At 42.2% G+C, this 25474-nt stretch carries 19 protein-coding genes; 13 read left to right on the top strand and 6 right to left on the bottom strand.

The genetic code is table 11. The features are described 5' to 3' along the window. Nucleotides 1–144 precede the first annotated feature (144 nt). From ACR2F3_RS13605 to ACR2F3_RS13595, 3 genes are read left to right on the top strand one after another with little or no spacing between them, the layout of a single operon-like run. Nucleotides 145–2457 (top strand): LamG-like jellyroll fold domain-containing protein, encoded by a 2313-nt coding sequence (locus ACR2F3_RS13605; protein WP_432710522.1) that lies wholly within the window; start codon nucleotides 145–147, stop codon nucleotides 2455–2457. Beyond that, nucleotides 2454–3224 carry a T9SS type A sorting domain-containing protein gene (locus tag ACR2F3_RS13600; RefSeq protein WP_432710521.1) on the top strand — a complete coding sequence of 257 codons (771 nt, stop codon included), beginning with the start codon at nucleotides 2454–2456 and terminating at the stop codon, nucleotides 3222–3224. The genes ACR2F3_RS13605 and ACR2F3_RS13600 overlap by 4 nt, the downstream gene beginning before the upstream one ends. 30 nt (nucleotides 3225–3254) lie before the next feature. Next, complete coding sequence (locus ACR2F3_RS13595; protein WP_432710520.1) at nucleotides 3255–3449, top strand: PID-CTERM protein-sorting domain-containing protein; 195 nt, start codon at nucleotides 3255–3257, stop codon at nucleotides 3447–3449. A gap of 14 nt (nucleotides 3450–3463) precedes the next feature. Here the strand turns inward: ACR2F3_RS13595 and ACR2F3_RS13590 are convergent, their stop codons facing one another. Genes ACR2F3_RS13590 through ACR2F3_RS13575 form a run of 4 tightly spaced genes read right to left on the bottom strand, consistent with a single transcriptional unit; the run spans nucleotide 3464 to nucleotide 9829 of the window. Continuing rightward, nucleotides 3464–4318 (bottom strand): N-acetylglucosamine kinase, encoded by an 855-nt coding sequence (locus ACR2F3_RS13590; protein ID WP_432710519.1) that lies wholly within the window; start codon nucleotides 4316–4318, stop codon nucleotides 3464–3466. Nucleotides 4319–4336: 18 nt separating this feature from the next. After that, complete coding sequence (locus tag ACR2F3_RS13585) at nucleotides 4337–5647, bottom strand: TolC family protein (protein WP_432710518.1); 1311 nt, start codon at nucleotides 5645–5647, stop codon at nucleotides 4337–4339. Further along, entirely contained in the window at nucleotides 5634–8747 is a 3114-nt protein-coding gene (locus ACR2F3_RS13580; protein ID WP_432710517.1) for an efflux RND transporter permease subunit, read from the bottom strand. The genes ACR2F3_RS13585 and ACR2F3_RS13580 overlap by 14 nt, the downstream gene beginning before the upstream one ends. 11 nt (nucleotides 8748–8758) lie before the next feature. Next, entirely contained in the window at nucleotides 8759–9829 is a 1071-nt protein-coding gene (locus ACR2F3_RS13575) for an efflux RND transporter periplasmic adaptor subunit (protein ID WP_432710515.1), read from the bottom strand. A gap of 159 nt (nucleotides 9830–9988) precedes the next feature. On the opposite strand from ACR2F3_RS13575, the gene ACR2F3_RS13570 reads away from it, so the two are divergent. Beyond that, nucleotides 9989–11776, top strand: a complete 1788-nt coding sequence (locus ACR2F3_RS13570; protein ID WP_432710514.1) for a M61 family metallopeptidase — start codon at nucleotides 9989–9991, stop codon at nucleotides 11774–11776. Nucleotides 11777–12152: 376 nt separating this feature from the next. Here ACR2F3_RS13570 and ACR2F3_RS13565 read toward each other — a convergent pair whose 3' ends face one another. Then, a complete protein-coding gene (locus tag ACR2F3_RS13565; protein WP_432710513.1) occupies nucleotides 12153–12632 on the bottom strand; it encodes a hypothetical protein in 480 nt (159 codons plus the stop codon). A gap of 206 nt (nucleotides 12633–12838) precedes the next feature. Here ACR2F3_RS13565 and ACR2F3_RS13560 point away from each other — a divergent pair, with 206 nt between their 5' ends. The 9 genes from ACR2F3_RS13560 to ACR2F3_RS13520 all read left to right on the top strand — a co-directional run bounded on the left by ACR2F3_RS13560 (nucleotide 12839) and on the right by ACR2F3_RS13520 (nucleotide 25269). Then, entirely contained in the window at nucleotides 12839–14608 is a 1770-nt protein-coding gene (locus tag ACR2F3_RS13560) for an AMP-dependent synthetase/ligase (RefSeq protein ID WP_432710512.1), read from the top strand. Then, nucleotides 14586–16298, top strand: coding sequence for a gamma-glutamyltransferase (gene ggt, locus ACR2F3_RS13555; RefSeq protein WP_432710511.1), 1713 nt, complete (start codon nucleotides 14586–14588; stop codon nucleotides 16296–16298). The genes ACR2F3_RS13560 and ggt overlap by 23 nt, the downstream gene beginning before the upstream one ends. Nucleotides 16299–16365: 67 nt before the next feature. Next, nucleotides 16366–17682, top strand: a complete 1317-nt coding sequence (locus ACR2F3_RS13550; protein WP_432710510.1) for a DUF6089 family protein — start codon at nucleotides 16366–16368, stop codon at nucleotides 17680–17682. A gap of 221 nt (nucleotides 17683–17903) precedes the next feature. Next, the gene (locus tag ACR2F3_RS13545) at nucleotides 17904–18359 is read left to right on the top strand and encodes a MarR family winged helix-turn-helix transcriptional regulator (RefSeq protein WP_432710509.1); all 456 of its coding nucleotides are present in this window, start codon (nucleotides 17904–17906) and stop codon (nucleotides 18357–18359) included. After that, on the top strand, nucleotides 18340–20703 hold the full coding sequence (locus ACR2F3_RS13540; protein ID WP_432710543.1) for a 3-hydroxyacyl-CoA dehydrogenase NAD-binding domain-containing protein: 2364 nt from the start codon (nucleotides 18340–18342) through the stop codon (nucleotides 20701–20703). Before ACR2F3_RS13545 ends, ACR2F3_RS13540 begins: the two co-directional genes overlap by 20 nt. A gap of 32 nt (nucleotides 20704–20735) precedes the next feature. Next, nucleotides 20736–21914: an acetyl-CoA C-acyltransferase gene (locus ACR2F3_RS13535; protein WP_432710508.1), complete on the top strand. Its 1179-nt coding sequence runs from the start codon at nucleotides 20736–20738 to the stop codon at nucleotides 21912–21914. Between the two features lie 50 nt (nucleotides 21915–21964). Then, nucleotides 21965–23755, top strand: a complete 1791-nt coding sequence (locus ACR2F3_RS13530; RefSeq protein WP_432710507.1) for an acyl-CoA dehydrogenase family protein — start codon at nucleotides 21965–21967, stop codon at nucleotides 23753–23755. A gap of 137 nt (nucleotides 23756–23892) precedes the next feature. Further along, nucleotides 23893–24366, top strand: coding sequence for an FKBP-type peptidyl-prolyl cis-trans isomerase (locus ACR2F3_RS13525; RefSeq protein WP_432710505.1), 474 nt, complete (start codon nucleotides 23893–23895; stop codon nucleotides 24364–24366). Nucleotides 24367–24372: 6 nt separating this feature from the next. Beyond that, nucleotides 24373–25269: an FKBP-type peptidyl-prolyl cis-trans isomerase gene (locus ACR2F3_RS13520; RefSeq protein WP_432710504.1), complete on the top strand. Its 897-nt coding sequence runs from the start codon at nucleotides 24373–24375 to the stop codon at nucleotides 25267–25269. A 1-nt stretch (nucleotide 25270) separates the two neighbouring features. Here the strand turns inward: ACR2F3_RS13520 and ACR2F3_RS13515 are convergent. After that, a partial coding sequence (locus ACR2F3_RS13515) for an FAD-binding domain-containing protein (protein WP_432710503.1) occupies nucleotides 25271–25474 on the bottom strand: 204 nt, incomplete at its 5' end.

The following is a 25474-nucleotide window of genomic DNA, read 5'->3' as shown; positions in this document are numbered from 1 at the left end:
AATCACGTTGTTTCAAAAATACGTATGATTTGTTGCATCCTGTCATAACGTAATACGTTATGACTTTAATGTAGCAATTTGAATCACTATAAGTCAGGTTAAATAATTATTTATTTGATTAAATATTATTTACACTTGGTAGTCATGAAAATAAAAACAGTCAAACTGCTGCTGCTGTTACTACCGTTCCTGTTACACGGCTATTATGCGGATGCTCAAAACTGGTTAGGCGGTTACCGCTACCGGAAGTTAATCACTATTGAAAAGGTTAAGGTAGAAAATGATCCTACCGCTTTCAACCAATGGATTAATCATTTTGTGTTGCTGCAATTAGAACATCAAGATCTGCGTTATGAAAATGATGCTTTTGAACCGAAAATTTCACATCCTCAAGGGCTTGACATTTCCTTTGCCTTGTCTACATCACCTCAAACAGTCTTAAAATTCCAGCTTGAAAGTTATGACGCTGCACTCGGAAAGTTGGTCTGCTGGGTTCAAATCCCTTCTCTGGTTACAAAAGCTGGAAATACTTCCACTGCGGTTTATGTGTATTACGGTTCAACGAACTATCACAATCCACTGGCGCCGGCAACACAAGCCATGTGGAACTCGATGTATCCATATGTCAACCATTTCAATGAAGGAGTAGAAGGAGTAGTTGGCACTGCAGCCAGTTTTAATGGAAACAGGCGTATGCTGATTAAACCACAAGTACCTACAACCTTCACCTTTTCTACCTGGATAAAACTAAATACAAATAACCAGGAACAAATGATTATTGCCAACGATACTGCTGGGCGGGGTGGTTTTCAACTTAAAATTAACACTGAAGGTAAACCTGTTTTCACCTCCTTCGGTGTTGCCGGATCTCGCACGGTTGTAAGTAATATTGTTCTCCAGGCTAATGTGTGGTATCTTATTAGTGTAAACTATAGAAGCGACAGGGTAGTTGAGTTTCTGGTGAATGGCGTAATCGCTGGCAATTTTTCAGCGTTGCTCCTTATGGGAAGTGGTGGCCAGGTGGTGATTGGAAGTTCAAAACAACAGGACCAATATTTTAATGGTTTAATGGATGAACTGAGAATCAGCGATAAACAAATTTCCCGCTCCTGGTTCTTGACCGAATTTAACATGCTTAGAAATCCAGCAGGGATGTTTTCTGTCGGGGCGGAAGCGGTAAATATGATGTTAAATACCACTTATACCTTTACCGGAGCTGTAAATAACATCTGGTTAGACCCCGACAACTGGACGCTTAAAGCGATTCCCGGTGACGGGCGAAACATCCGCATCAAAGCAGGGGCAAAGGCTGAAATCATTGGTAATTTAACGGTAAACAAACTGCTGCTGGAAAGTGGTGCCCAACTGAACCTGCTTTATAATCTCTACGCTTCACAAAAAGTAGAACTGCAATCCGCCAGTATTCTCACCGCAAGAAGCACTTCCACTATGCAGCTGGAGGGCGACGTTTTAAATAATGGCAGCATACTTACCGACGGAAAACTGCTGGTTCGTGGAAATAAAACTTCCTTAACCTTTAATGGTGACGGACAAGTCAGGGTGGGTACCTTTGAAGTCAATTTAAATTCCTCACAGGCTCCTGTTAATTTGCAGTCGCAAATTAACATTGGTCGGTTTCTTAACTTACTCAGTGGTCATGTGCAGGCCAATGGCAATATCGTACTCCTTGCCACGGCTACACAAAGCGCTGCAGTGGCACCCATTGCTACCCAGGCCAGTATCACCGGCGAACTGCAGGTACAAAAGTATGTTGATGGCGCTTTTCCTGAGCCGGCAACAGGCAGGGGTTGGCGCTTGTGGAGTGCTCCCATCTGGCATAACGGCACGCACGGCAATTACCAATACCACATGAACGATTTGCAGCAGGCGGTATTTGTAACGGGGAAAGGGGGGCCGACCAACGGCTTCGATGCATCGCCAAACAACGGGGCAACAATATACACCCACGACCAGACATTAACAGGAACGCTCGCTCAGAAATACCTGCCCATTACGAGTATGCAGACAGAAATTCCAGTAGGCCGGGGTTTCTTCATCTATTCGAGAGGCAATCGTTTGCTTCCCCAAGCATTTACACACCAGGTGCAGACACCGCCTTTTTCAAATGCCGAGCCGTATATCATTACCTATAAGGGTCAGTTGTTTACTGGAAACCTCGAGGTGGCAGTTGCCAACCTGGATTCAGGCGGTGAAGGTGACGGTTTTAACTTATTGGGTAATCCATATGCCTCACCAATCAGGTGGGGCAGCCTGCAAAAAACCAATATAGGTCCGTTCGTCTGGCTGTTTGATCCGTTAAATAACACCTATATCGTTAGTGACGATCCTAACACGCTGATTCCCTCCGGCGCCGGTTTTTTTATCCGCGTCATCAATGGCGCAAAAAGTGGTACCCTGGGTTTCTCTGAAAGTGCTAAAGTAACATCGTCCTTATGATTAAGCTGGTATATATTTTCCTGTTCATGGGGGTTTCGATAGGGTGCGGATTGGCTCAAGGTAAGAGTGACCGTTTAAACATAAGATTCAGCAGAGGTGCTTTCTCTGATACCTTTCTATTACAATTTAAATCCGGGGGTAGCGATAAATACGATGATCAGGATGCACCAAAGATAAGCGATGGGTATTTGAGCGTGGCGGGGGTGATGGAAGGTGGCGGAAAAGTAGCAATCGAAGAAAAAGCTTATCCAACCACTCCGCAGGTGATACCCTTGTTCACCAGGGGCTATGCTGCGGGAACCTATAGCTTGGACCTTCAATGGACAGACTGGGCAGGAGCAGGGTTAAGTGTTATTCTTTATGACCGTTTACTGGAACAGAAAATAGCACTGAATGAGCAGCAGCACAGCTACAGTTTTTTCATAGATACAGCGCAATTAAATCATACAAGCCGATTTTCTCTGTTATTAGAGGTGCGGATACCGCTGGTCGATCCGGTGATCGTGAAGGATGCAAGTTTAGTGGCTTACCCGAACCCCTGTACCAACCAGCTTTACCTGCAAGTGGCAGCATTTACTGAGGTGGGCGAACTGCAGCTTAGCGATATGTTGGGCCGCAGGCTTTGGCGGAAAACTTTTAACCAAGTGCAGCCTCTTGAGCAGCTTGAAATTCCAGTGCAGCAATTGATACCCGGTTTATACCTGGTTGACTGGCGTGATCCGGCAAATCCAAAAGCAGCAACCACTTTAAAAATTATCAAACTTTAAGCTTATTAAAGACTACATATCCAGAATTTTATGAAAACAGCAATCATGACTTTTTTAGTGGCCGTAGTGACGACTACTGTTTTTGCCCAGGGTCCAGGACTTCCCGGCGGTGATCCCGATACCCCGGTGCCTATAGATGGGGGTGTGATAATCCTGCTTGTTGCAGGACTGGGGTATGGACTAAATAAAATGCGGAAAGAGCATCAGAACCCTGGTGCCAGTTGAGATGATTGTGCGTCTTAAACCAGCAATCCTTCTTTTTTAAGGATGTAATTATAAATGCCTTCAATCGGTTTTTGCATAATCTTCCCTGGTTTAACGCCATGTGCTTCACATACTTTAATCAGCGTTTCCCGATAGTAATAAGCAATAGAGCCCACGAAATGACATTCAACGGATTTATAATTAGGGTACGACTTAATATTGGTCTTTACAAACTCTTCAAACACATCATAAATAAGCTGTGCAATAAAAGGATGATCAGTATGTTTAGTCATAAACTTACTTAGGGAGGCCAGATAGGTATTAGGGTAAGGGTTTTGGTAAACATTGGTAATCACCGTTTCCTTACTGATGTTATATTCTTTAGCAAACAAAACGCCCAGTTCAGGAGGCATTTTGCCGTAAAGATAACTGGTTACTAATTTTTTGCCCATATGGGTACCGGCACCTTCGTCGCCAAGAACATAACCAAGGCCATGTTTACTTTTGTGCACGTTGGTACCATCATAATAGGAAATGTTAGATCCTGTACCCAGGATACAGGTTAGTCCTTCTTTATCACCGCAGGTGGCATACGCCGAACCTAAAAGGTCGTGTTCCACGCAAATAAAAGCGTTGGTAAAAAACAACGACAAACCATTTGAAATGACTTCATGCTTGTCCGGTGAGGAGCATCCGGCGCCGAAAAAATAAATTTCGGTTACCTCATCAGGGTGAAAGCCCAGGTCTTTTTTCTTCGAAAAAACCTTGTAAATATCCTGAGCATTTAGAAAGTAAGGGTTTATACCCTGGGTATGAAAACGAATGGGTTCGCCCGGTCTGTATCCCATCCAGTCCGTTTTAGAGGAACCGCTATCTGCAACTAAAATCATGTGCTAAATTTAATCAACTTATTGGACATTTAATGTACCACTGATCTCTTTTAGGCTTATCTCTGTTAATTTTGCCAGAAATTGTGCATCCAAATATCTTGTGATGGCCTGGATAGAATTTCTTTGAGCCTCGCGTAATTCTATCGGTGCAATGCTTCCCAAACGGTATTTATCTAAGGTGATATCAAGGTTCTGTTTAGCAATCTCTACATTTCCTTCCTCTACCTTTAACAACTCGAGGTTGGTCTGGTAATCCTGAAAGGCACGCAACAGTTCGGCGCTGATGGTTTGTTGTGTTCGCTCTAAACTTAACTCTGATGATGCGATCTGCACTTTAGCATTACGCTCATTCTGGCGTTGCAAAAAGCCGCTAAAAATATTAATGCTGGCGGTTACCCCATAGGTAAAACCACGGCCTGTAAACTTTTGGTTAAAGCCGGTAGGGTTGGCACTGTTAGAAAACTCATAACCTCCGTTAACGCCAATTACCGGGTAACGTTGCCCTTTCACTTCCTTTAAACTAAGCTCAGCCACTTTCTTGCTGATAAAAGCACTTTGCAGACTAGGATTTAATTTCATCATAGCCTCCTGCAGATTGCCATAACTCAACTGGCTGTCAATGTCAATTTCTTCCTGCGCATAAACCTGTATATTCAGGTCGCGGGCCATCACCTGGTTAAGGTTAACTATCGCATTTTGAACCAGGTTCTTTTGCTGTAAATAGGCTGATGTATCGGTGTTATAATCTACCGTTGCTGCTAATACATCCAGTTTTGAGCCTTTACCAATCTGGAGTTTATTGTCGGCAATCCTGACCCTGAACCTCGAAATGTCTAAAGCACTGTCGGTAGCAACCACCAATTGCTGTTGCCTTACCAAATCATAATAGGCATTGATCGTCTGTGCAATGGTACTCAGTATAGTAGCCTTGGCATTTACTTCACCTAACTTTTCTAATTCCTTCAGGCGGTCGTAGGTAGCAAACATGCGAAAACCGTCAAATATGGTCCAGTCAAGTGCAACACCATAACTCATATTGGTATTGCGCACGCCATTGTTTTTGCGCTCCTCGCCGGTTGAGGTGGTTTGTACTGTATTTTGGCGACTGCCGCCATTGCTAAAATTACCCTGTAATCCAGGTAGTAAACCTGCGTTACCTAGGTTTACGTTGTTTTTTGCAATTTCAAGGTCGTTATTAACCAGTTTAATGTCGTAATTATTTTCTAGGGCTATAGTAACGGCTTCTCTTAATGATAACCTTTCCTGTGCTGCTGCGGTTTGATAACCGAGTGTGATGAATATAAAAAGGAGGATGTTATACGATTTCATGTATCTCTTGTTCAATTTCTGCCTTTTTTAAGGATTCTTGGAGTTCTTCATTTACTTTGTGTTCTTTAGACCAGGCAGAATATATAGCTGGAATAACGAATAAGGTTAGCACCAGCGAGAAGGTGGTACCACCTACAATCACAATACCCATTCCCATCCTGCTTTTTGCAGCTGCACCTAAGGCAAGGGCAATCGGAAGGGCACCAATAGCGATGGCCAAACTGGTCATTAGAATTGGGCGTAACCTCGACACTGATGCTTCGCGAATGGCATCATGTACGTTTTTCCCTTGCTCTTTAAGCTGATTGGCAAACTCCACAATCAGAATTCCGTTTTTGGTTACCAAACCAATCAGCATGATTGTTCCTATCTGACTGAAAATATTCCAGCTTTGACCAAATAACCATAGGGAAAGGAAGGCTCCAGCAACTGCCATAGGTACAGTTAATATAATGATCACCGGATCTTTGAAACTCTCAAATTGAGCGGCAAGAATCAGGTAAACCAATAGAATGGCCAATCCAAACGCAAATAAGGTGTTTGACGAACTTTCTTTAAAATCTCGCGACTCACCACCAAGGTCGGTAGAAAAGGTTTCATCCAGTACTTTGTCGGCAATGCGGTCCATGGCTTCTATACCCTCACCAATACTTTTTCCCGGAGCAAGACCTGCTGATACGGTAGCAGAAATAAACCTGTTGTTACGGTATAATTGTGGCGGGCTACTCTCTTCCTTAGCGGTTACCAGGTTATCCAATTGTACAAGTTCGTTTTTTGCGTTCCTTACATATATGGAGCTTAAGTCTAAAGGAGCTTTACGGTTGGCTACTTCAAACTGGCCTATTACCTGGTATTGTTTTCCATTCATGAAGAAATATGAGAAACGCTGTCCACTTAAACCCAGTTGCAGGGCCGTACCAATATCCTGTACAGAAACTCCAAGGTTCTTAGCTTTATCACGATCGATCGTTAAATTGATCTCTGGTTTATTGAATTTTAGGTTAACATCTGACGTCGTAAAAGTAGGGTCATTACTTACCTGCTCCATAAACAATGGTACCTTTTCGCGGAGTTTCTCAAAGTTTTGTGCCTGTATGATGTAATTTACCGGCAAACCACCACGGCGACCAACAGAAATGGTTGGTTGTTGCGTTACTACTACTTTACCCTCAGTGTAGGTTCTGGTAATTTGCGTAAGTTTCGCTGCAATATCTGCCTGTGAAAGCTCACGATCACCGGAGGGGTTTAAGCCCATACGTACGAAACCACCGTTGGTAGAACCGCCACCAAAACCTGGTGAGGTAATGGTAATCAATACTTTTTTCTCCGGCACTGAATCTGTAACCATTTCGGAAATTTTGTTCATAAACCGGTCGGTATAAGCAAAAGATGCTCCTTCTGGCGTAGAAACATTCATGTTAATGGCCGCACGGTCATCATAAGGTGCCGTCTCTTTAGGAAGCACATTCCAGAACAGTGCAATTAAACCCACACAGACTAAGAGTATCGGAATTGCTAACCACCGTTTATTTAAAAACTTGTTAAGGTTCTCTGCATAAGCCTCATTTAACTTAACAAAGTAAGGTTCGGTAACCTCATAAAAACGGGATTTTTTATGTCCTGTTTTCTTCATCAAATAAGCGTTTAACATCGGTGTTAATGTCAAAGACACAAAAGCCGAGATGAGCACCGCTGCACCGATTACAATTCCAAATTCCCGGAAGAGCCGCCCAACGAATCCTTCGAGAAAGACCACCGGTAAAAACACTGCAGCAAGGGTAATCGAAATGGAGATTACCGCGAAAAAGATCTCGTTTGAACCTTTAATGGCGGCTTCGAAAGGTGAATAACCTTCTTCCACCTTTTTAAAGATGTTTTCCGTCACCACAATCCCGTCATCCACCACCAGTCCGGTAGCCAGTACAATAGCGAGCAGCGAAAGCACATTGATGGAAAAACCACAAACGTACATGATGAAAAATGTGAAGATTAAGGACACCGGAATATCAATCAGTGGCCTGATAGCAATAGCCCAATCCCTGAAAAATAAATAAATAATCAGGATTACCAGGATGAGCGAGAGGATAATTGTTTCTGCTACCTCTGTTACCGAAGCCTTAATGAATAAAGTGTTGTCTAAAGAGATGTTAAGTTTAATGTCACTTGGAACATCTTTTTTCAACTGATCAAAACGTTTGTAAAACTCTTCAGATATTTCGAGGTAATTAGCCCCCGGCTGAGGTACCAAGCCTACGGCTACCATGGGTTTACCTGACTCTCTTAAAACGGTTTCTTCGTTTTCAGAGCCTAATGCCGCATGACCAATATCTTTCAACTGTACCACACCGGTAGAGTCATTTTTAAGAATCAAATCGTTGAATTGCTGTTCAGTCGTTAATTTTCCCAGGGTTTTTACAACTAATTCAGTGTTTGCACCTGTAATTTTTCCGGAAGGTAATTCTACATTCTCCTGGTTCAATGCAGTTACAATATCTTGCGAGGTTAAACCATAAGCAGCCAGTTTATCAGGTTCTATCCTGATCCGCATAGCATACTTTCTTTGACCCTGTATCTGTACCGCACTCACACCGGTAATGGTTTGTAGACGATCAGCGATAACGTTTTCGGCAAAATCACTAAGCTCCATTACATTACGCTTATCGCTTTGCACGGTCATGGTAATTACGGCATCAGAGTTTGCATCAGCCTTACTCACAACCGGATTACCATCTATATCTTTTGGCAACTGCCTTGCAGCCTGTGATACCTTATCACGAACGTCATTTGCCGCGTCGTCAATATTTTTATTGAGGTTAAACTCAATGGTAATGTTACTGCTTCCCTGGTTACTCGAAGAGGAAATGTTCCTGATCCCGTCTATTCCGTTAATGGATTTTTCCAGGGGTTCGGTAATCTGCGACTCAATGATATCAGAGTTTGCGCCGGGATAGGAGGTACGTACATTGACCACGGTAGGATCGATATTCGGGTACTCTCGTACACCCAAAAAGCTGTAACCGATAAATCCGAATAACAGGATCATCAGGTTCATCACAATAGCCAATACTGGCCGTTTTATACTGGTGGTTGAAATACTCATGATTGCGGTGCTTAGTTTTTAACAAGCGATACGTTTACCGGTGCATCCGGTTTCAGCGCCATCGCGCCGGTGGTCAATACGGTGTCTCCAACTTTTAGTCCTGACGTGATAACAATGTTGTTTGCAGTACGTGTGCCTGCTTCTACAGGTACCTGTTGTGCTGTACCGTTTCTGCTAATAAAAACAGTTTTCCCTTCCAAAACGGGGATCACGGCTTCATTAGGAATTAAAATAGCATCTTCCAGTGTATTTAAAGAGAGTTCAATTTTAGCAAAAGCACCCGGCAACAGTTCCATATTAGGATTATCGGCAATGGCCTTAATCTGTAAGGTTCTTGTTTGGCTGTTAATACCTGGTTCAATAGCAAATACCCGTCCAACAAAGTTTTTGTTTGAACCACTTGTTTTAAAATGAATGGATGAGTTTAATTTTATCTGACCAGCATATTTCTCTGGTACGGAAAAACTGATTTTGATGGGGTTAATGCTCATTAAATTGGCAATCACCCTTGACGGGGTGATGTATTCGCCTGTAGAAATATTGCGAAGACCAATCTTTCCACTAAACGGTGCATATATTGCCGTTTTGGCTAATTGAGCACGTATAAGTTGCGTTTCAGCTTGTAGAGAGCGTAAATCGGCAAGTGAAGTGTCGTATTCTTCCTGACTGATTGCCCCTTTTTCCAACAGTTGTTTAGCGCGGTTTTCATTGCTTGCGCTCAGTTTTTGTTTGGTTTGCGCCTGTTGTAATTGCGCCTGGATATCCCGGTCGTTAATCTTTACCAATAACGTCCCTTTTTTTACATTAGTTCCTTCCTTAAAGAAAATACCTGTTACTAATCCTGGTACTTCACTTTGCAGAGACACTGACTCATTCGCCTCAATTGCACCGGTTATCCCCAGATCATTACTGAAACTTGTTGTTTTTACCACTATGCCATTTACGTTAAGGCCCTTTGCCGGGCCGCCTTTGCTTGCAGATGGACCGCCACCGGCAATCTTTTTATTCGCATTTATTCGGTAGTAAACGAAAAAAGCAAGACCTAGGGTAAGCAGGATATAAATGATGTATTTAAGCTTCATAGAATTGGTTAATCAAATGTTATGACAAAAATATCTTAAATATATTGTTAGGTTAGCGTTGTATTAAGTATGTTACAGCTTAATTAATTTGGCTGGTATAAAGCAATAAGATAAGTATTAAATTTGCCAGCCTAAAGAAATAAGAAAACAGATCGTTAAATGAAAAAATCATTAGTAGGATTAGTGGTGTTGATTGCCTTGGGTATGACGGCAAAATCACAAGTAAAAATCGGCTTTGAAGTAAGCTTTATCGAGCCGCAAGCTCATTATGCAGAAGTGCAGATGGACCTTTCGGGTTTACAGAAAGAATATACAGATGTAAAAATGCCAGTATGGGCGCCAGGATCATACCTGATACGCGAATTCGAAAAAAACGTAGAAGGATTTAAAGCTTCGGCTGCAGGTAAATCGCTAAAAGCTGAAAAAATTGATAAAAACACCTGGAGGGTATTTCATGCAAATGCCAATGCAGTGAAAATTAACTACCGTGTGTATGCTTTTGAAATCTCGGTTCGTACATCTTTCATTGATGCTGACCATGCTTTTCTATCGCCAACAGGTATCTTTATGTACCCTGCCGGTATGCTGAAATCTCCAAGTATAGTAAAAATTATTCCTTATAAAACGTGGACGAAAGTGTCAACCGGATTAGAACCGGTTAGTGGTAAGAAATTTACTTACTATTCTCCAGACTTCGATACGTTGTTTGATAGCCCTATAGAGGTAGGTAACCAAGATGTCTTTGAATTTGAAGCAAGCGGCGTACGTCATGAAGTGGCCATGGTAGGTGGGGGAAACTACGATCCTGCCCGTTTAAAAGTAGACATGGCGAAAATTGTAGAACAAGGAACAGCCATGTATGGTGAAAACCCAAATAAACACTATACCTTTATCGTACACCACTTTTTAAGAGGTGGCGGCGGTTTAGAGCATTTGAACTCTACCGTGTTAGGCGCTTCCCGCGATCAGTATACCTCAGAACGTGGTTACCTTGGCTTTTTGGAGCTTGTGGCTCACGAATACTACCACTTATGGAATGTAAAAAGATTGCGTCCGGTAGCTTTAGGTCCTTTTGATTACGACAAAGAAAATTATACCACCAATTTGTGGATTTCCGAGGGTTTTACGGCTTATTACGAAAATAAATTGATGCTGCGTGCAGGCTTTAAAAACGAGGCAGAATTTGTGTCTGGCTTAGCCACAGCTGTAGCTAACGTGGAAAACACCCCAGGTGCAAAAGTTCAGTCTGCTGCCGACGCAAGTTTTGATTCCTGGATTAAATTCTACCGTCCGAATGAAAACTCCAACAATTCAACCGTTTCTTATTATGCCAAAGGCGAAGTGATTGGTTTATTAATGGACCTGGAAATTGCCAATGCTACTAAGGGAAAGAAAAGTCTTGACGATGTAATGAAAGCGATGTATGAGCAATGTAAAAAGTTGAAAAGAGGTTATACGGATGCAGAATTCAAAGCGATGGTTGAGAAAATCAGCGGAGTGAGCTTCACTGATTTCTGGGCGAAATATGTAAACGGTACTGCTTCTACTGATTACGTGAAATATTTTGGTTACGCTGGTATTAACGTAAAGAATGAAAATGAAGGTAAGAGTATTCCCTACCTGGGTGTTGCTTCAAGGAAAATTGAAGGCAAAATTTATATCGCTTCTGTTTCTCGCAACTCAGCAGCCTGGGAAGCAGGATTAAATGTAAACGATGAAGTTATTAGCATCGATGGTGTTCCTGTGGAAGCTGTAATTGAGCGTATGCCAGCGATTACCGGAAAAAAAGTAGGCGATGTGATAAAGGTAGACGTGATCAGAGACGGATTACCTAAAAGCTTCGAAGTAAAACTAAAAGCCAACCCTAATATTAAATTGGTTGCAGAGATCAACCCTAACGCCACACCTCAACAGGTAGCTGTGCGTAAAGGCTGGTTCGGAATATAGTAGCATAAAATACTTAAAATTTTAAGGGTGTTCAATTACTGGACACCCTTTTTTTGTGCTGGACAGGTTTGCAGTTGAGCCCGTACCCATAGTGCTATTGCACCATTTTGCTTCGATAAGGTTGTGGCTGAGTCCGTATTAATTATAAGTTGAAAGTAAGATTTTCCGAAATACTTCGATTCATTTCGTTGTTAGCAGGGATTGAACTTGAATGGAGGGATGGGCAGACAACTGTCGTATATTCACGACATCTTGCTCAATAAAATCATGCAATATTTATTCAGTGTTTTTTGGCAAAAAAAATGATTGCCGGATTTTTCCGGCAACCATTTTTTAAATCTTGTCTGGCAATTAACATCCAGCAATTATCCTTTATTTAGAATGTGAAACGAACCGATAAACCCAGACCAGCACCATCAAATTCGGTATCCGGAGCAAGCTCAATAGCTGGTTTCCAATCTAACGAGAAGTTGATTGGCGCAGTACGGATTTTGTAATCCAAACCTAAAACACCATCAAGCGATAAGTATAAGTCATTGTTGTCCCAACGTTTGTGGCTAACAGAACCGATAGTACCACCAATGCCATAGTACCAGTTTAAACCAGGTGCACCAGCAATTGGGTTATAGATTTCGTATAAACCTGTTAAACGGAAATAATCCATGTCGTTGTGTGACCTGAAGTTTGCAATGATGTCGAGCATCTTGTTTCCACCTAAAGTTGTTTTAAAAGTTACACCGTTAGCCGTTCCGAAACGTCCACCGATAGCATTTCTATAATCTTGTGCATTTGAAGTAGAATGCATGCATAGGGTTGTAATAAATACTAAACTTAAAATAGTAAAGATTTTTTTCATGATTTTAATTAAAAAGTGTGTTAAAATCAATGCTAATGGCAAATACCATGCCGGAACACCGGTTCGCTTCATAATATTACCTTATTTTAGGTGCAAAACACAAAAAATACCGATAAAACAGACCAAAATAAAAATTGGTTTTTTTAAAAAAGATAATTTGTTAGATTTGATATTCAAGGTAAAAACCAAATCTAAACCCGCATATTATGTCTGAGATCACACGTGTATTCGACCTCCTCCAGTATAATCTTATAAAGTTCCCAAAAGACGAGTTTATTAATGGTAAAAAACATGGGAAATGGAATCACAATAGTACACAGGGATTTATCAATATTGTGGACGACCTGAGTCGTGGAATGATCGGTAAGGGAATAGGCAAAGGGTCAAGAGTTGCGGTGATGTCACACAACAGGCCGGAGTGGAACATGACCGACTTTGCCATTATGCAGATCGGCGCCTATCAAGTGCCTTTATATCCAACACTCCCTGTAACCGATATAAAGTTTATTCTGCAGGATGCCGAGGTAAACCTTGTTTTTGTAGAAGATGCCAGTTTGTACGAAAAGGTTAAATCTGCTGTTGCCCAACTTGAAAAGCCCGTTGCAATATATACCATTGACGAAGTTCCCGGAGCCAGCAACTGGAAAGAGTTAACTGCTGCCGGAGCCGCCAGTACGGATATAGACTTAGCCCCTTATAGGCAAGCAGTAAATGGTGAAGATATTTTAACACTTATTTATACCTCGGGAACCACAGGTACACCCAAAGGAGTAATGCTTACGCATAATAACCTTATTCAAAACTTTAAAAACTCTGCTGTAGTCGTTCCCAAAGGCATGACCAAAGGGTTGAGTTTTCTGCCGCTATCGCACATATTTGAGCGAATGATCGTCTACCTTTATTTGTATTCAGGAATATCGATCTATTATGCAGAAAGCATGGAAACCATTGTGGCCGATATTCAGTATGTGAAACCGCATGTTTTCACTACGGTTCCTCGTTTACTGGAAAAGGTGTATGAAAAGATCATGGAAAAGGGTAAGGCCCTTACCGGTATTAAAAGAGCAATGTTCTTCTGGTCGGTAGGCCTGGCAGAAAAATACGAGATGGACAGCAGCTGGTTTTATAATCTTCAGTTGAAGGTGGCCAGAAAACTGGTATTTAAAAAATGGCAGGAAGCACTTGGTGGAAACATTGTGGTTATTGTATCTGGTGGCGCAGCACTTAACCCAAGGCTGGCCAGAATATTCTGGGCCGCGGGTATGCCTGTATTCGAAGGTTATGGTTTAACAGAAACTTCGCCGGTGATTACCGTAAATCATTTTGGCAACGCTAAGTTTGGTACCGTGGGTGTAGCATTGAATGGTGTGGAGGTTAAAATTGCGCCCGATGGAGAGGTTTTAGCCCGTGGGCATGCCATCATGAAAGGTTATTATAAACGTGAAGACCTGACTTCAGAGACCATCGATAGCGATGGCTGGTTCCATACCGGAGACATCGGGGAGATTCTGGAAGGTAAGTTCCTTAAAATAACCGACAGGAAAAAGGAGATATTTAAAACGGCAGGCGGTAAATATGTAGCGCCGCAAATGCTTGAAAATAAGTTTAAGGAAACTATTTTAATTGAGCAGGTGATGGTGTTGGGAGAAAACCGTAAATTTCCCGCAGCTTTGATCGTTCCTAACTTTGTAGCCTTACGGGCTTGGGCAGAGAAAAAGGGAATTCCTTATACCACCGATGCCGAGATGATTAAACATCCCCAGGTGTTGGAAAAATTCGAACAAATTGTGGAAAGCAGTTGTAAAGATTTTGGAAAGTGGGAGCAGGTGAAACGTTTTGCTTTGTTGCCTAAACAATGGAGTGTTGATGGGGGTGAGTTGACACCGAAACTTAGCTTTAAACGAAAAGTGATTTTGGAAAGAAACAGTGCTATTATTGAAAAGTTATATAAAGATGCAGAGAATTTTAAGGTATAGGTCTTTGACCTTCACCCTTGTTTTATTTATTCCCATTTTGTTAGGTGGCTGTGCCGGTGGACAATTGGGTAAGCAAAGTAGTAAAGAATATCGGAATGGGATGGTCGTTTCCGCCCGCCAGGAAGCGTCGCAAGTGGGCGTGGATATTTTAAAAAAAGGTGGTAATGCTGTGGATGCGGCCGTGGCGGTACAGTTTGCGCTGGCCGTGGTGTACCCAAATGCCGGAAACCTGGGCGGTGGGGGGTTTTTGGTTTACCGTTCAGCCAAAGGTGATGTCAATAGTCTGGATTTTAGAGAAAAGGCTCCTGCAGCTGCGTCTCGAAATATGTACCTTGATTCACTGGGTCAGCCGATTGTTGACAAAAGCTTATACGGTACACTGGCTGCCGGAGTACCTGGGTCAGTTGCCGGTTTATATGAAGCTCACCAGAAATACGGAAAACTGGCGTGGGCCGATTTAATTGAACCTGCAGTGCGGCTTGCACAAAACGGATTTATAGTGACGACGCAACAAGCCGGAGAATTAAACGAATTAAAGGATGATTTTGCCAGGCTAAACCCTTTGGGTACTGCTTTAGTTAAAGACAGTGCATGGAAGGCAGGCGACAAGCTGGTGCAGTCCGAATTAGCAAAAACTTTGATGCTGATTCGCGATAAGGGTCGCAATGGTTTTTACCAGGGGCCGGTTGCTGAGGCTATCGTTGCAGAAATGCAGCGTACTGGTGGTATCATGACCAAAGAGGATTTACAAAATTATCAGGCCATCTGGCGTAAACCCGTTGTCGGGCAGTATAAAGGATATAAAGTGATTACCATGCCGCCGCCATCAAGCGGGGGGATTGCCCTGCTCCAGCTATTGGGTTCCGTGGAAGGGTATCCATTTAAACAATGGGGGCATAATACCGATTCGACAGTGCAGGTAATGGTGGAAGCGGAGCGCCGTACCTATGCAGATCGTGCTGCTCACCTTGGGGATCCTGATTTCTACAAAGTGCCCCAAAAATCCCTCGTGGAAAAGAGCTACCTTGAAAAGCGTATGAACGATTTCAGCTGGGCAAAAGCGACTTTAAGCGCAGACATTGGTGCCGGCGCCATGCCTCCGGTGGAGCATGAAGAGACTACGCACTTCTCTATTGTAGATCGCGAAGGGGGTTCAGTGTCGCTTACGACAACCTTAAACGGCTCTTATGGCGCCCAGGTGGTTGTTAAAGGTGCCGGTTTTCTGCTGAACAATGAGATGGACGATTTTTCTGTAAAACCGGGAGCACCAAATATGTATGGTTTAGTGGGTGGCGAAGCAAATGCAATTGTGCCTAATAAACGGATGTTAAGTTCTATGACGCCTACAATTTTAGAAAAAGATGGCGATTTATTTATGGTGGTGGGTACCCCCGGTGGTTCGACCATTATGACCTCGGTTTTCCAGACTATTTTAAACGTAATCGATTTCGATATGAGCATGCAGGCTGCGGTGAATGCGAAGAAGTTTCATCACCAATGGTTGCCCGATGTGGTTCAGGCTGAGGAAGGTGCGTTAGATAGTGTTACCCGTGTGAAACTTGAATCGAAAGGTTACCCTATTAAGCTGCGTGGATCAATTGGTAGGGTAGATGCGATATTAAAAAATAAATGGGGTTATTATCAATCTGGGGCCGATCCCAGGGGCGATGACAAGGCCGTTGGCTGGTAATGTAATTTTTCTGGTACAGATATTGCAATGTGGTGAACACTGTGATACAAGTATAAAAAATTATATTATGAAGCAAAATTTATTAAGATGCCTGCCTGCTGCTGTTGCCGCTTTATTTATGGCTAATAGCGTTCAAGCTCAAGAACCAGTTTCTACCACTTCGTCTAAGTTAAACACCTGGTCTATAGGTGTTAACGTTGGTGCTTTGTCGCCTATTTCACCACTAGGCGGGAAGAATGATTTCTCTAACTGGAAAAGTAATTTCGGATATGGATTATACATTAAGAAACAGATTACACCAGGTTTCTCCATTAAGTTAGACGGTGTTAAGGGTAAATTAAGCGGTGATAACTTAGAGCCGTATGAAAGTGGATATGTAAACACAGATCCTGTAACGGCCTTCGAAACTGAATTAAACTGGTCGGCTGCGTTAAGCGCACAAATGAATATGTTAAACCTTAACTTATTCAGAAAGCAGGATAATGTACAATTGTACGCATCAGCTGGTGCTGGTATAGCTGGTTATAAAACCGATATTACTACTGCTGCCGGAACATCCGAATTTGAAGACGGATCAACCACTAAAATGGTAATTCCGGTAGGTGTTGGTGCGAAATTCAGGGTTACAGATAAAATTAACTTTGATTTAGGATGGACAGTAAATTTTGTTGATGCTGACAACCTTGACGGTATCTACAAAGGAAGTAACAATGATAAATACAATTACGCTTATGCTGGTGTAGAGTTCTCTCTAGGAAGTGGCGAAAAACAATTGGCGTGGCATAACCCTATGGCTTTAACTTATGACGAAGCTGTAGCTGCAAAATCTGCTGCCAATGCGCTTAAAGGTGATCTTGATGCCCAGAAAGCTGAAAACGCACGTTTAAGAGCTGATATGGATAACTTATTAACCGATACAGACGGTGACGGCGTTGCTGATAAATTGGATAAATGTCCTGATACCCCTAAAGGAACCGTAGTTGATGGTTCTGGTTGTCCGTTAAACGTACCTGCTCCAAAAGTTATTGTAACAGAAGCAGATCGTAAAGTGGTTGATGAAGCCATCAGAAACTTAGAATTTGACCTAGGAAAATCAACAATAAGACCTAGATCATATGCTACACTTAATAAGGTGGCTGATTTGTTAAAACAGAAAAACTTTAGCCTGAAATTAGCTGGTCACACAGATAATACCGGTTCAATGGCATTAAATTTACGTTTGTCAAAAGACAGGGCTGAAGCTGTAAAAGCATACTTAGTTTCTCAAGGGGCTAATGCTTCGAGAATCGAAGCTGTAGGTTACGGTCCAAACCAACCAATTGCTTCTAACAAAACGGCTGATGGTCGTCAGAAAAACAGAAGGGTAGAATTTACCTTATATTAATGATTAACCTTCGGGTTTTAAGAAGCCGCACCGTAAAAGGTGCGGCTTTTTTTTGTTAAAATTTGCGGTGTTGAACAAGTCGCGTCATATTACCGAAACAAGGCATTTGATTCCCTAAAAGACTTGTTTTTTTAGTCATAATCGGAGTGTTTTTTTTGCGAACATTATACTTGTTTTAAAGGTTAATAATAATTAGCTTTGTTATGCAAGCATAATAATAAATGAAACAGCAGGAAACAATTGATTACTTATTAAAGGTGGTTTGGCAAAACATGGCCAATTCCTATAACCAGATTGCTTCCGGTGTTGGCATTACACAAGCTATTGGGTACGTGTTAATTAATATTGATAAGGAAGGGACGCCAGTTTCTAAACTTGCCGGATTGCTAGGCGTAAAATCTACCAGTCTCTCCAGAATGTTAAATAACATGGAAGCACAAAATCTTATTTACCGCGAGATTGCTGCGGGGGATAAGCGATCGGTGAAAGTGTTCCTTACTGAGTATGGTGTTGGGAAGCGACAATTGGCAAAAGGTGTTGTGATTGCCTTTAATGAATATTTAAACGCCAACTTAAGCTCCACAGAAAGGAACAGCCTGGTGTTTGCCCTGCAAAAAGTTAATAAACTCACTTTAGCATATACAATAACTTCAGATGATGATAAACAAAAAGATTAATAAAGTAGCAGTTTTAGGCTCAGGCATTATGGGCTCCCGTATTGCCTGTCACTTTGCCAATATAGGTGTAGAGGTATTGTTGTTGGATATTGTTCCTAAAGAAGGACCAAGAAACAGCATTGTAGATACTGCATTGCAAACAGCAATTAAGTCAAACCCATCTCCAGTTTATTCCAAAAAAGTTGTACAGAAAATTACAACTGGAAACTTTGAAGACGACATGGCTAAGATCGCTAACTACGACTGGATTATTGAAGTTGTTGTAGAGAATTTAGACATCAAGAAAAAAGTATTTGACCAGGTGGAAGCTTATCGCAAACCTGGTACACTGGTTACTTCTAATACCTCGGGTATTCCGATTCATTTAATGGCAGAAGGCAGAAGTGCTGATTTCAGGGAGAACTTCTGTGGGTCGCACTTTTTCAATCCGCCACGTTACCTGCGTTTGCTGGAGATCATTCCGACAAAAGAAACGAAACCAGAAATTGTAGATTTTCTGATGCATTATGGTGATAAGTTTCTTGGCAAAACTACTGTTTTGTGTAAAGATACGCCCGCGTTTATTGCTAACCGTGTAGGTGTATATTCCATTATGGCGCTGTTGCACCTGGTGGAGAAGATGGATCTGACAGTAGAAGAAGTAGATAAATTTACCGGCCCTGCTTTAGGCAGACCAAAATCTGCAACTTTTCGCACCACAGATGTGGTAGGTCTTGATACCATGATTAAGGTGGCCAAAGGCTTATACGATAACTGTCCGGACGACAAGGCGCACGCCTTATTTAAATTGCCAGCTTACGTAGAAAAGATGGCTGAGAATAATTGGTTGGGCGATAAGACTAAACAGGGATTTTATAAAAAGACCAAAACTCCAGAAGGTAAAACAGAGATTTTGGCGCTGGATTTAAAGACGCTGGAATACCGTCCACAGCAGAAAGTAAAATCGGCAACTTTAGAGTTAACCAAACCTGTAGAGAACCTGCAGGAACGAATGAAAATTTTTGCCAAGGGTAAAGACAAAGCGGCCGAATTATTCCGTGCGTCTTCTTTTGGATTATTCGAATATGTGTCTGACCGTATTCCTGAAATATCAGACGAATTGTACCGTATTGATGATGCAATGCGTGCTGGTTTCGGATGGGACCTTGGACCTTTCGAGTTGTGGGATGCGGTAGGTGTTGAAGCGGCAATAGAAGGGATGACAGCATATGGCCACACGCCTGCAGCATGGGTACAAAAAATGCTGGATGCCGGTCATACCTCATTTTATAAAGTAGAAGACGGGGTAAAGAAATATTATGATATTCCTAGCCAGTCCTATAAAGCGGTTCCGGGCACAGGTGATTTCATTATCCTTGATAACCTTCGCGCTAATAAAACCATCTGGAAAAATTCAGGAGCTTCAATTATTGACCTGGGTGATGGCATCATCAACCTGGAGTTTCATTCTAAAATGAATACCATTGGTGGCGACACCTTGCAAGCGATAAATAAAGCTATAGACCTGGCTGAAAAAGAATATAAAGGTTTGGTGATCGGTAACGATGGCGCCAACTTCTCTGCGGGAGCCAATGTAGGGATGATCTTTATGATGGCTGTAGAACAGGAATGGGATGAGCTGAATATGGCCATCCGGATGTTCCAGAACACGGCTATGCGTATTCGTTATTCGTCTATTCCGGTAGTGGTTGCGCCGCATAACCTTACTTTAGGAGGAGGTTGTGAATTCAGCTTACACGCTGATCACGTACAGCTTAATGCAGAAACCTATATGGGACTGGTTGAGTTTGGTGTAGGCCTGATCCCAGGTGGTGGTGGAACTAAAGAATTCGCCCTGCGTGCCTCAGATGAATTCAAAGACGACCAAATTGTGCAAAATGTGTTGAAAGACCGATTCTTAACCATAGGTATGGCAAAAGTTTCTACTTCTGCCGTTGAAGCTTTAGAGCTGGGTTATCTCCAAAATGGTAAATATTCAATTACGATGAACAGAAGCCGTTTAATTGCAGATGCGAAGGCGAAAGCCATTGAACTGGCTGATGCAGGTTATACACAGCCTGTGCGACGTAAGGACATCAAGGTATTGGGTAAACAAGGTTTAGGCATTGTTTACGCGGGTGCAAACTCCATGTATTCCGGGCATTATATCTCTGAACATGATAAAAAGATCTCTGAGAAACTGGGGTATGTATTGTGTGGAGGCGATCTTTCGGCGCCTACAGAAGTTACCGAGCAGTATTTACTTGACCTCGAAAGGGAGATGTTCTTATCGCTATGTGGAGAACGCAAAACGTTGGAAAGAATACAGAGTATTATGACCAAGGGAAAACCGCTAAGAAACTAATTATAAATAGAATTTATTATAAAGACATAGACATGCAGGAAGCATATATAATAGCAGGATATCGTACAGCAGTGGGCAAGGCTCCGCGTGGTGTATTCCGTTTTACCAGAGCCGATGATTTAGCCGCTGAAGTAATTAAACACCTGGTGGCTTCAGTTCCAAACCTCGACCATGAACAGATTGACGATGTTATTGTGGGAAATGCCACACCTGAAGCTGAACAAGGATTAAATATTGGCCGCATGATTTCACTGATGGGGCTTGATACAGACAAAGTACCTGGGGTTACGGTAAACCGTTACTGTGCATCGGGTTTAGAAACGATTGCCACGGCGGTAGCTAAAATCAGAAATGGCATGGCCGATTGTATTATTGCCGGTGGGGTAGAGGTAATGTCGGGTATGCCTTTTGGCGGCTGGAAATTAGTTCCCAATCCAGAAGTAGCTAAAAACAACCCAGATTGGTACTGGGGTATGGGTTTAACGGCAGAAGCTGTGGCTAAAGAGTATAAAGTGAGTCGTGAAGACCAGGATGAGTTTGCCTATCATTCGCACCGCAAAGCTGTAGAAGCGATTAAAAATGGCCACCTTAAGGACGGGGTAGTGCCCATTACGGTTACCGAAAATTATGTTGATGCCAATATGAAGAAACAAAGCCGCAGTTATGTGGTGGATACCGACGAAGGTCCGAGGGCAGATACTTCCATTGAAAAGCTGGCCAAGTTAAAGCCCGTATTCGCTGCCAACGGTTGCGTTACTGCCGGTAACTCTTCTCAGACTTCTGATGGTGCTGCTTTTGTACTTGTGGTTTCAGAAAAAAGAATGAAAGAACTGGGTGTTGAGCCAATTGCCCGTCTGGTTAGTTATGGTGTGGCTGGTGTGCCCCCTCGAATTATGGGAATCGGGCCGATTTATGCCATTCCTAAAGCATTGGAAATGGCTGGCCTTACACTTGACCAGATGGATCTGATTGAATTAAATGAAGCTTTTGCTTCTCAGTCATTGGCCATAGTTCGCGAATTGGGTATTAATACTGAAATCCTGAACGTAAACGGTGGAGGTATTGCACTTGGTCACCCGCTTGGTTGTACAGGGGGTAAATTGACGGTACAGCTTTTCAACGAACTGAGAAGAAGAGATAAAAAATACGGCATGGTGACCATGTGTGTAGGTACCGGTCAGGGTGCCGCGGGTATTTTTGAAATGTTATAGGAGGTTTAAATCTGCGCAGCTTTTAAGTTACCGCATAAAATTAAAAATATATGGAAACGACAGACAAAAAAACGATTAAAGGTGGGGAGTTCCTGATTAAAGATACCACTTACCAGGAGGTGTTTATTCCTGAAGAATTTGATGAGGAGCAACAGATGATTGCCCAGACTTGCCGTGACTTTTTAACGGCAGAGGTTTTTCCTAACCTGGAACGTATTGATAAAATGGAAGAAGGTTTGATGCCTTCTTTACTAGATAAGGCTGGCGAATTGGGTATTTTAGGGGTTTCTATTCCTGAAGAATATGGTGGATTTGGTAAAAACTTTAACACCTCCATGTTGGTGGCTGATGTAATTGGTGCAGGACATTCTTTCGCCGTTGCTTTATCTGCACACACTGGTATTGGAACTTTGCCAATCCTATATTATGGAAATGAAGCGCAGAAAGCGAAATACATTCCTAAACTAGGGACTGGTGAGTGGAAGGCTGCTTATTGTTTAACCGAGCCAAATTCAGGATCAGACGCTAATTCGGGCAAAACGAAAGCTAAGTTAAGTGCTGATGGTAAACACTATGTGATTAACGGACAGAAAATGTGGATCACCAATGGTGGTTTTGCTGATATTTTTATTGTTTTTGCGAAAATTGATGATGATAAAAACCTGACTGCCTTTATTGTTGAGCGTGAGTTCGGTGGTATCACCATGAACCCGGAAGAACACAAAATGGGTATCAAGGGATCTTCTACAAGACAGGTTTTCTTTAACGACTGCCATGTACCTGTTGAAAACATGTTATCTGACCGTGAGAATGGATTTAAGATAGCTGTAAATATTTTGAATATAGGCCGTATAAAACTGGCAGCTGCTGCTATTGGTGCTTCCAAAGCGGTGATTAACAACGCGGTTAATTATGCCAACGAAAGGGTGCAGTTTGACCGCCCGATTTCTAAATATGGTGCCATACGTCACAAGCTGGCCGAAATGGCAAGTAAAGTATATGCTGTAGAATCGGCTAACTACCGTGCGGGTCAGAATATTGACGATGCTTTCGACAGTCTTGTAGCCGCAGGTATGGAAGAGAACAAAGCCAAGCTGAAATCGACAGAACAGTTTGCTGTTGAATGTGCCATATTAAAAGTTTGGGGCTCTGAAGCCTTAGATTATGTGGTTGATGAGGGTGTGCAGATTTATGGAGGTATGGGATTTTCGGCTGATGCGCCAATGGATCGTGCTTATCGTGATGCCAGGATCAACCGTATTTTTGAGGGTACCAACGAGATTAACCGCCTGTTGACGGTAGATATGATGCTTAAACGGGCTATGAAAGGTGAGTTGGATCTGATGACACCAGCAACGGCCGTAGCCGGAGAATTAATGTCTATTCCTGATTTCAGTGAAGAAGATGATACTTTATTTGCTGCGGAAAAGAAAATCATTACCAACCTGAAGAAAGCGACCTTAATGGTTGCCGGCGCGGCGGTTCAAAAACTGATGATGAGCCTATCAAAAGAGCAGGAAATTTTGATGAACATTGCTGATATGGCCAGTTATGTGTATGTAGCGGAATCGGTAATGCTGAGAACCGAAAAATTGGTAAGCATGAAAGGTGAAGAGGCTTGTGCCGGTCAGCTGAACATGATGCGCATTTATTTTATGGAAGCCGTTGAGGGTGTTCATAAAGCAGGAAAAGAAGCGCTTTGGGCCTTTGCTGAAGGTGATGAGCTGCGCATGATGATGGTGGGTTTACGCAGGTTTACCAAAATGGAGGCCTATAATGTAAAAGATCTGCGTCAAAAGGTTGCACAAGAAATGATTGCGGCCAACAAATACTGTTATTAATTACCATAATTTCCTATAATACAGGCGTCCTCAACTTAGGGGCGCCTTTTTTGTTGAGACGTTTTAAAATAATTAAAAATTGTGCTATCCCTAATAAAAGACTATTTTTGTGGACTATGTTCAAAAAGAAGATTTTATTGGCAATAGCAGTCTTATCTATTGCTGTTTCCGCTTGTCAGAAAGAGGTGGTACCATATGATCCCGTAGCTCAATACAGTATAGACACAACTACTATCCGCAAATTCATTGAAGATAAAAAGTTAGTTGGTGTTAAAGAACATAATGGCTTATTTTACCAGATTATTAAAGCAGGTACAGGTAAAGAAGATATCAACTTAGTTGATACAGTAGAAGTAAATTATGAGGGTCGTTTATTGGATGGAACTGTATTTGATGCTTCTGAAGGTACACCAATCAAATTTGAACTTGGAAGTGTAATTAAAGGTTGGCAAGAGGGCATTCCTTTGGGCAGACAGGGTGGACAGATCAGGTTGATCATTCCCTCAACAATGGCGTATACTAACATACGTGTAGGTCCTATTCCTCCGAATTCACCATTGGATTTCACCGTTGACATCGTTAAAGTATATAAATATAAACCAAAACAATAAGTACTAATGCTTAGAAAAATAACAGCAGCCTATACGCTTGCTTTAATGAGTTTAATAGTGGTATTAGGCTCTTGTAAAAAGGAATACGATTCTATAGAAGCTATAGATGATACCGTTATCCAAAAATATATTAAAGCTAATAACATTACAGCTACGAAAGATACGACAGGGTTTTATTACCAGGTAGTAAGTCAGGGGGATACGGGTGAATTCTTTAAAACTACAGATTCTGTTTTTTATCACGTCGCTGTGAAGTCGTTAGCAAATGGTACGGTTTATTATACAGACCCGGCAACTAATATCCTAGCAAATTATGTAGGGTATGCAAGCCAATTGGTGACCGTTAATATCCCGGCGATCAGAACTTCCATGTTAGCGTTAAAACCAGGTGGCGTTGCAAGGATATTCCTGCCATCTTACCTTGCTTTCGGAAGAAATGGCTTTGCGAACATAAACGTACCACCCAACGAGGTGATCGATCTTGTTGTGACCACTTGGCCGGAGAGAACGCGGCCAACAGTTGAGGACCGTTTGATCAGGGAATTTATTGCATCCAAAAATATTACGGGTATGGTAAAACATCCTTCTGGCGTATACTATGCAATTTCTGCTCCAGGGGCTGGAGATCAGACCATCAATCTTCGTTCTTCACTTACTTATAACTTCACGGGTAAAACCCTTGAAGGGGTGACTTTTGATACGTCCACTGATGGTAAATTAGTTTCATCACTTAGCACCCTCATCAAAGGCTGGCAGGAAGTTCTTCCTTTGCTTAAGAAGGGCGGGAAAGTAAGAATGTTGATCCCATCTGCTTTAGCTTATGGCGAGAGAGGATCAAACTCGGGCACCTTGGCGAATACTGTACTTGATTTTGAAGTAGAGATCCTTGACGTAGCAAATTAATTTAGCCGCTGTCCAATGCGTCTTTAAATACTTTTAATATCCTTTCTCTTGCAAAAGCATGTTCAACTATTGGTTGTACATGCTTCTGTTGTTTATAAGTGGGTGCCCAATGATCAATATACCTGTTTTGCGGGTCAAACTTCTTTGCCTGAAGTTCTGGATTAAACACCCTGAAATAGGGTGCAGCGTCGTTACCACAGCCACA

It is taken from the genome of Pedobacter sp., assembly GCF_045627485.1.
Classification (GTDB): domain Bacteria; phylum Bacteroidota; class Bacteroidia; order Sphingobacteriales; family Sphingobacteriaceae; genus Pedobacter.
The sequence above is the reverse complement of the archived record's forward strand: the minus strand, read 5'-3'. Positions and strand labels throughout refer to the sequence as shown.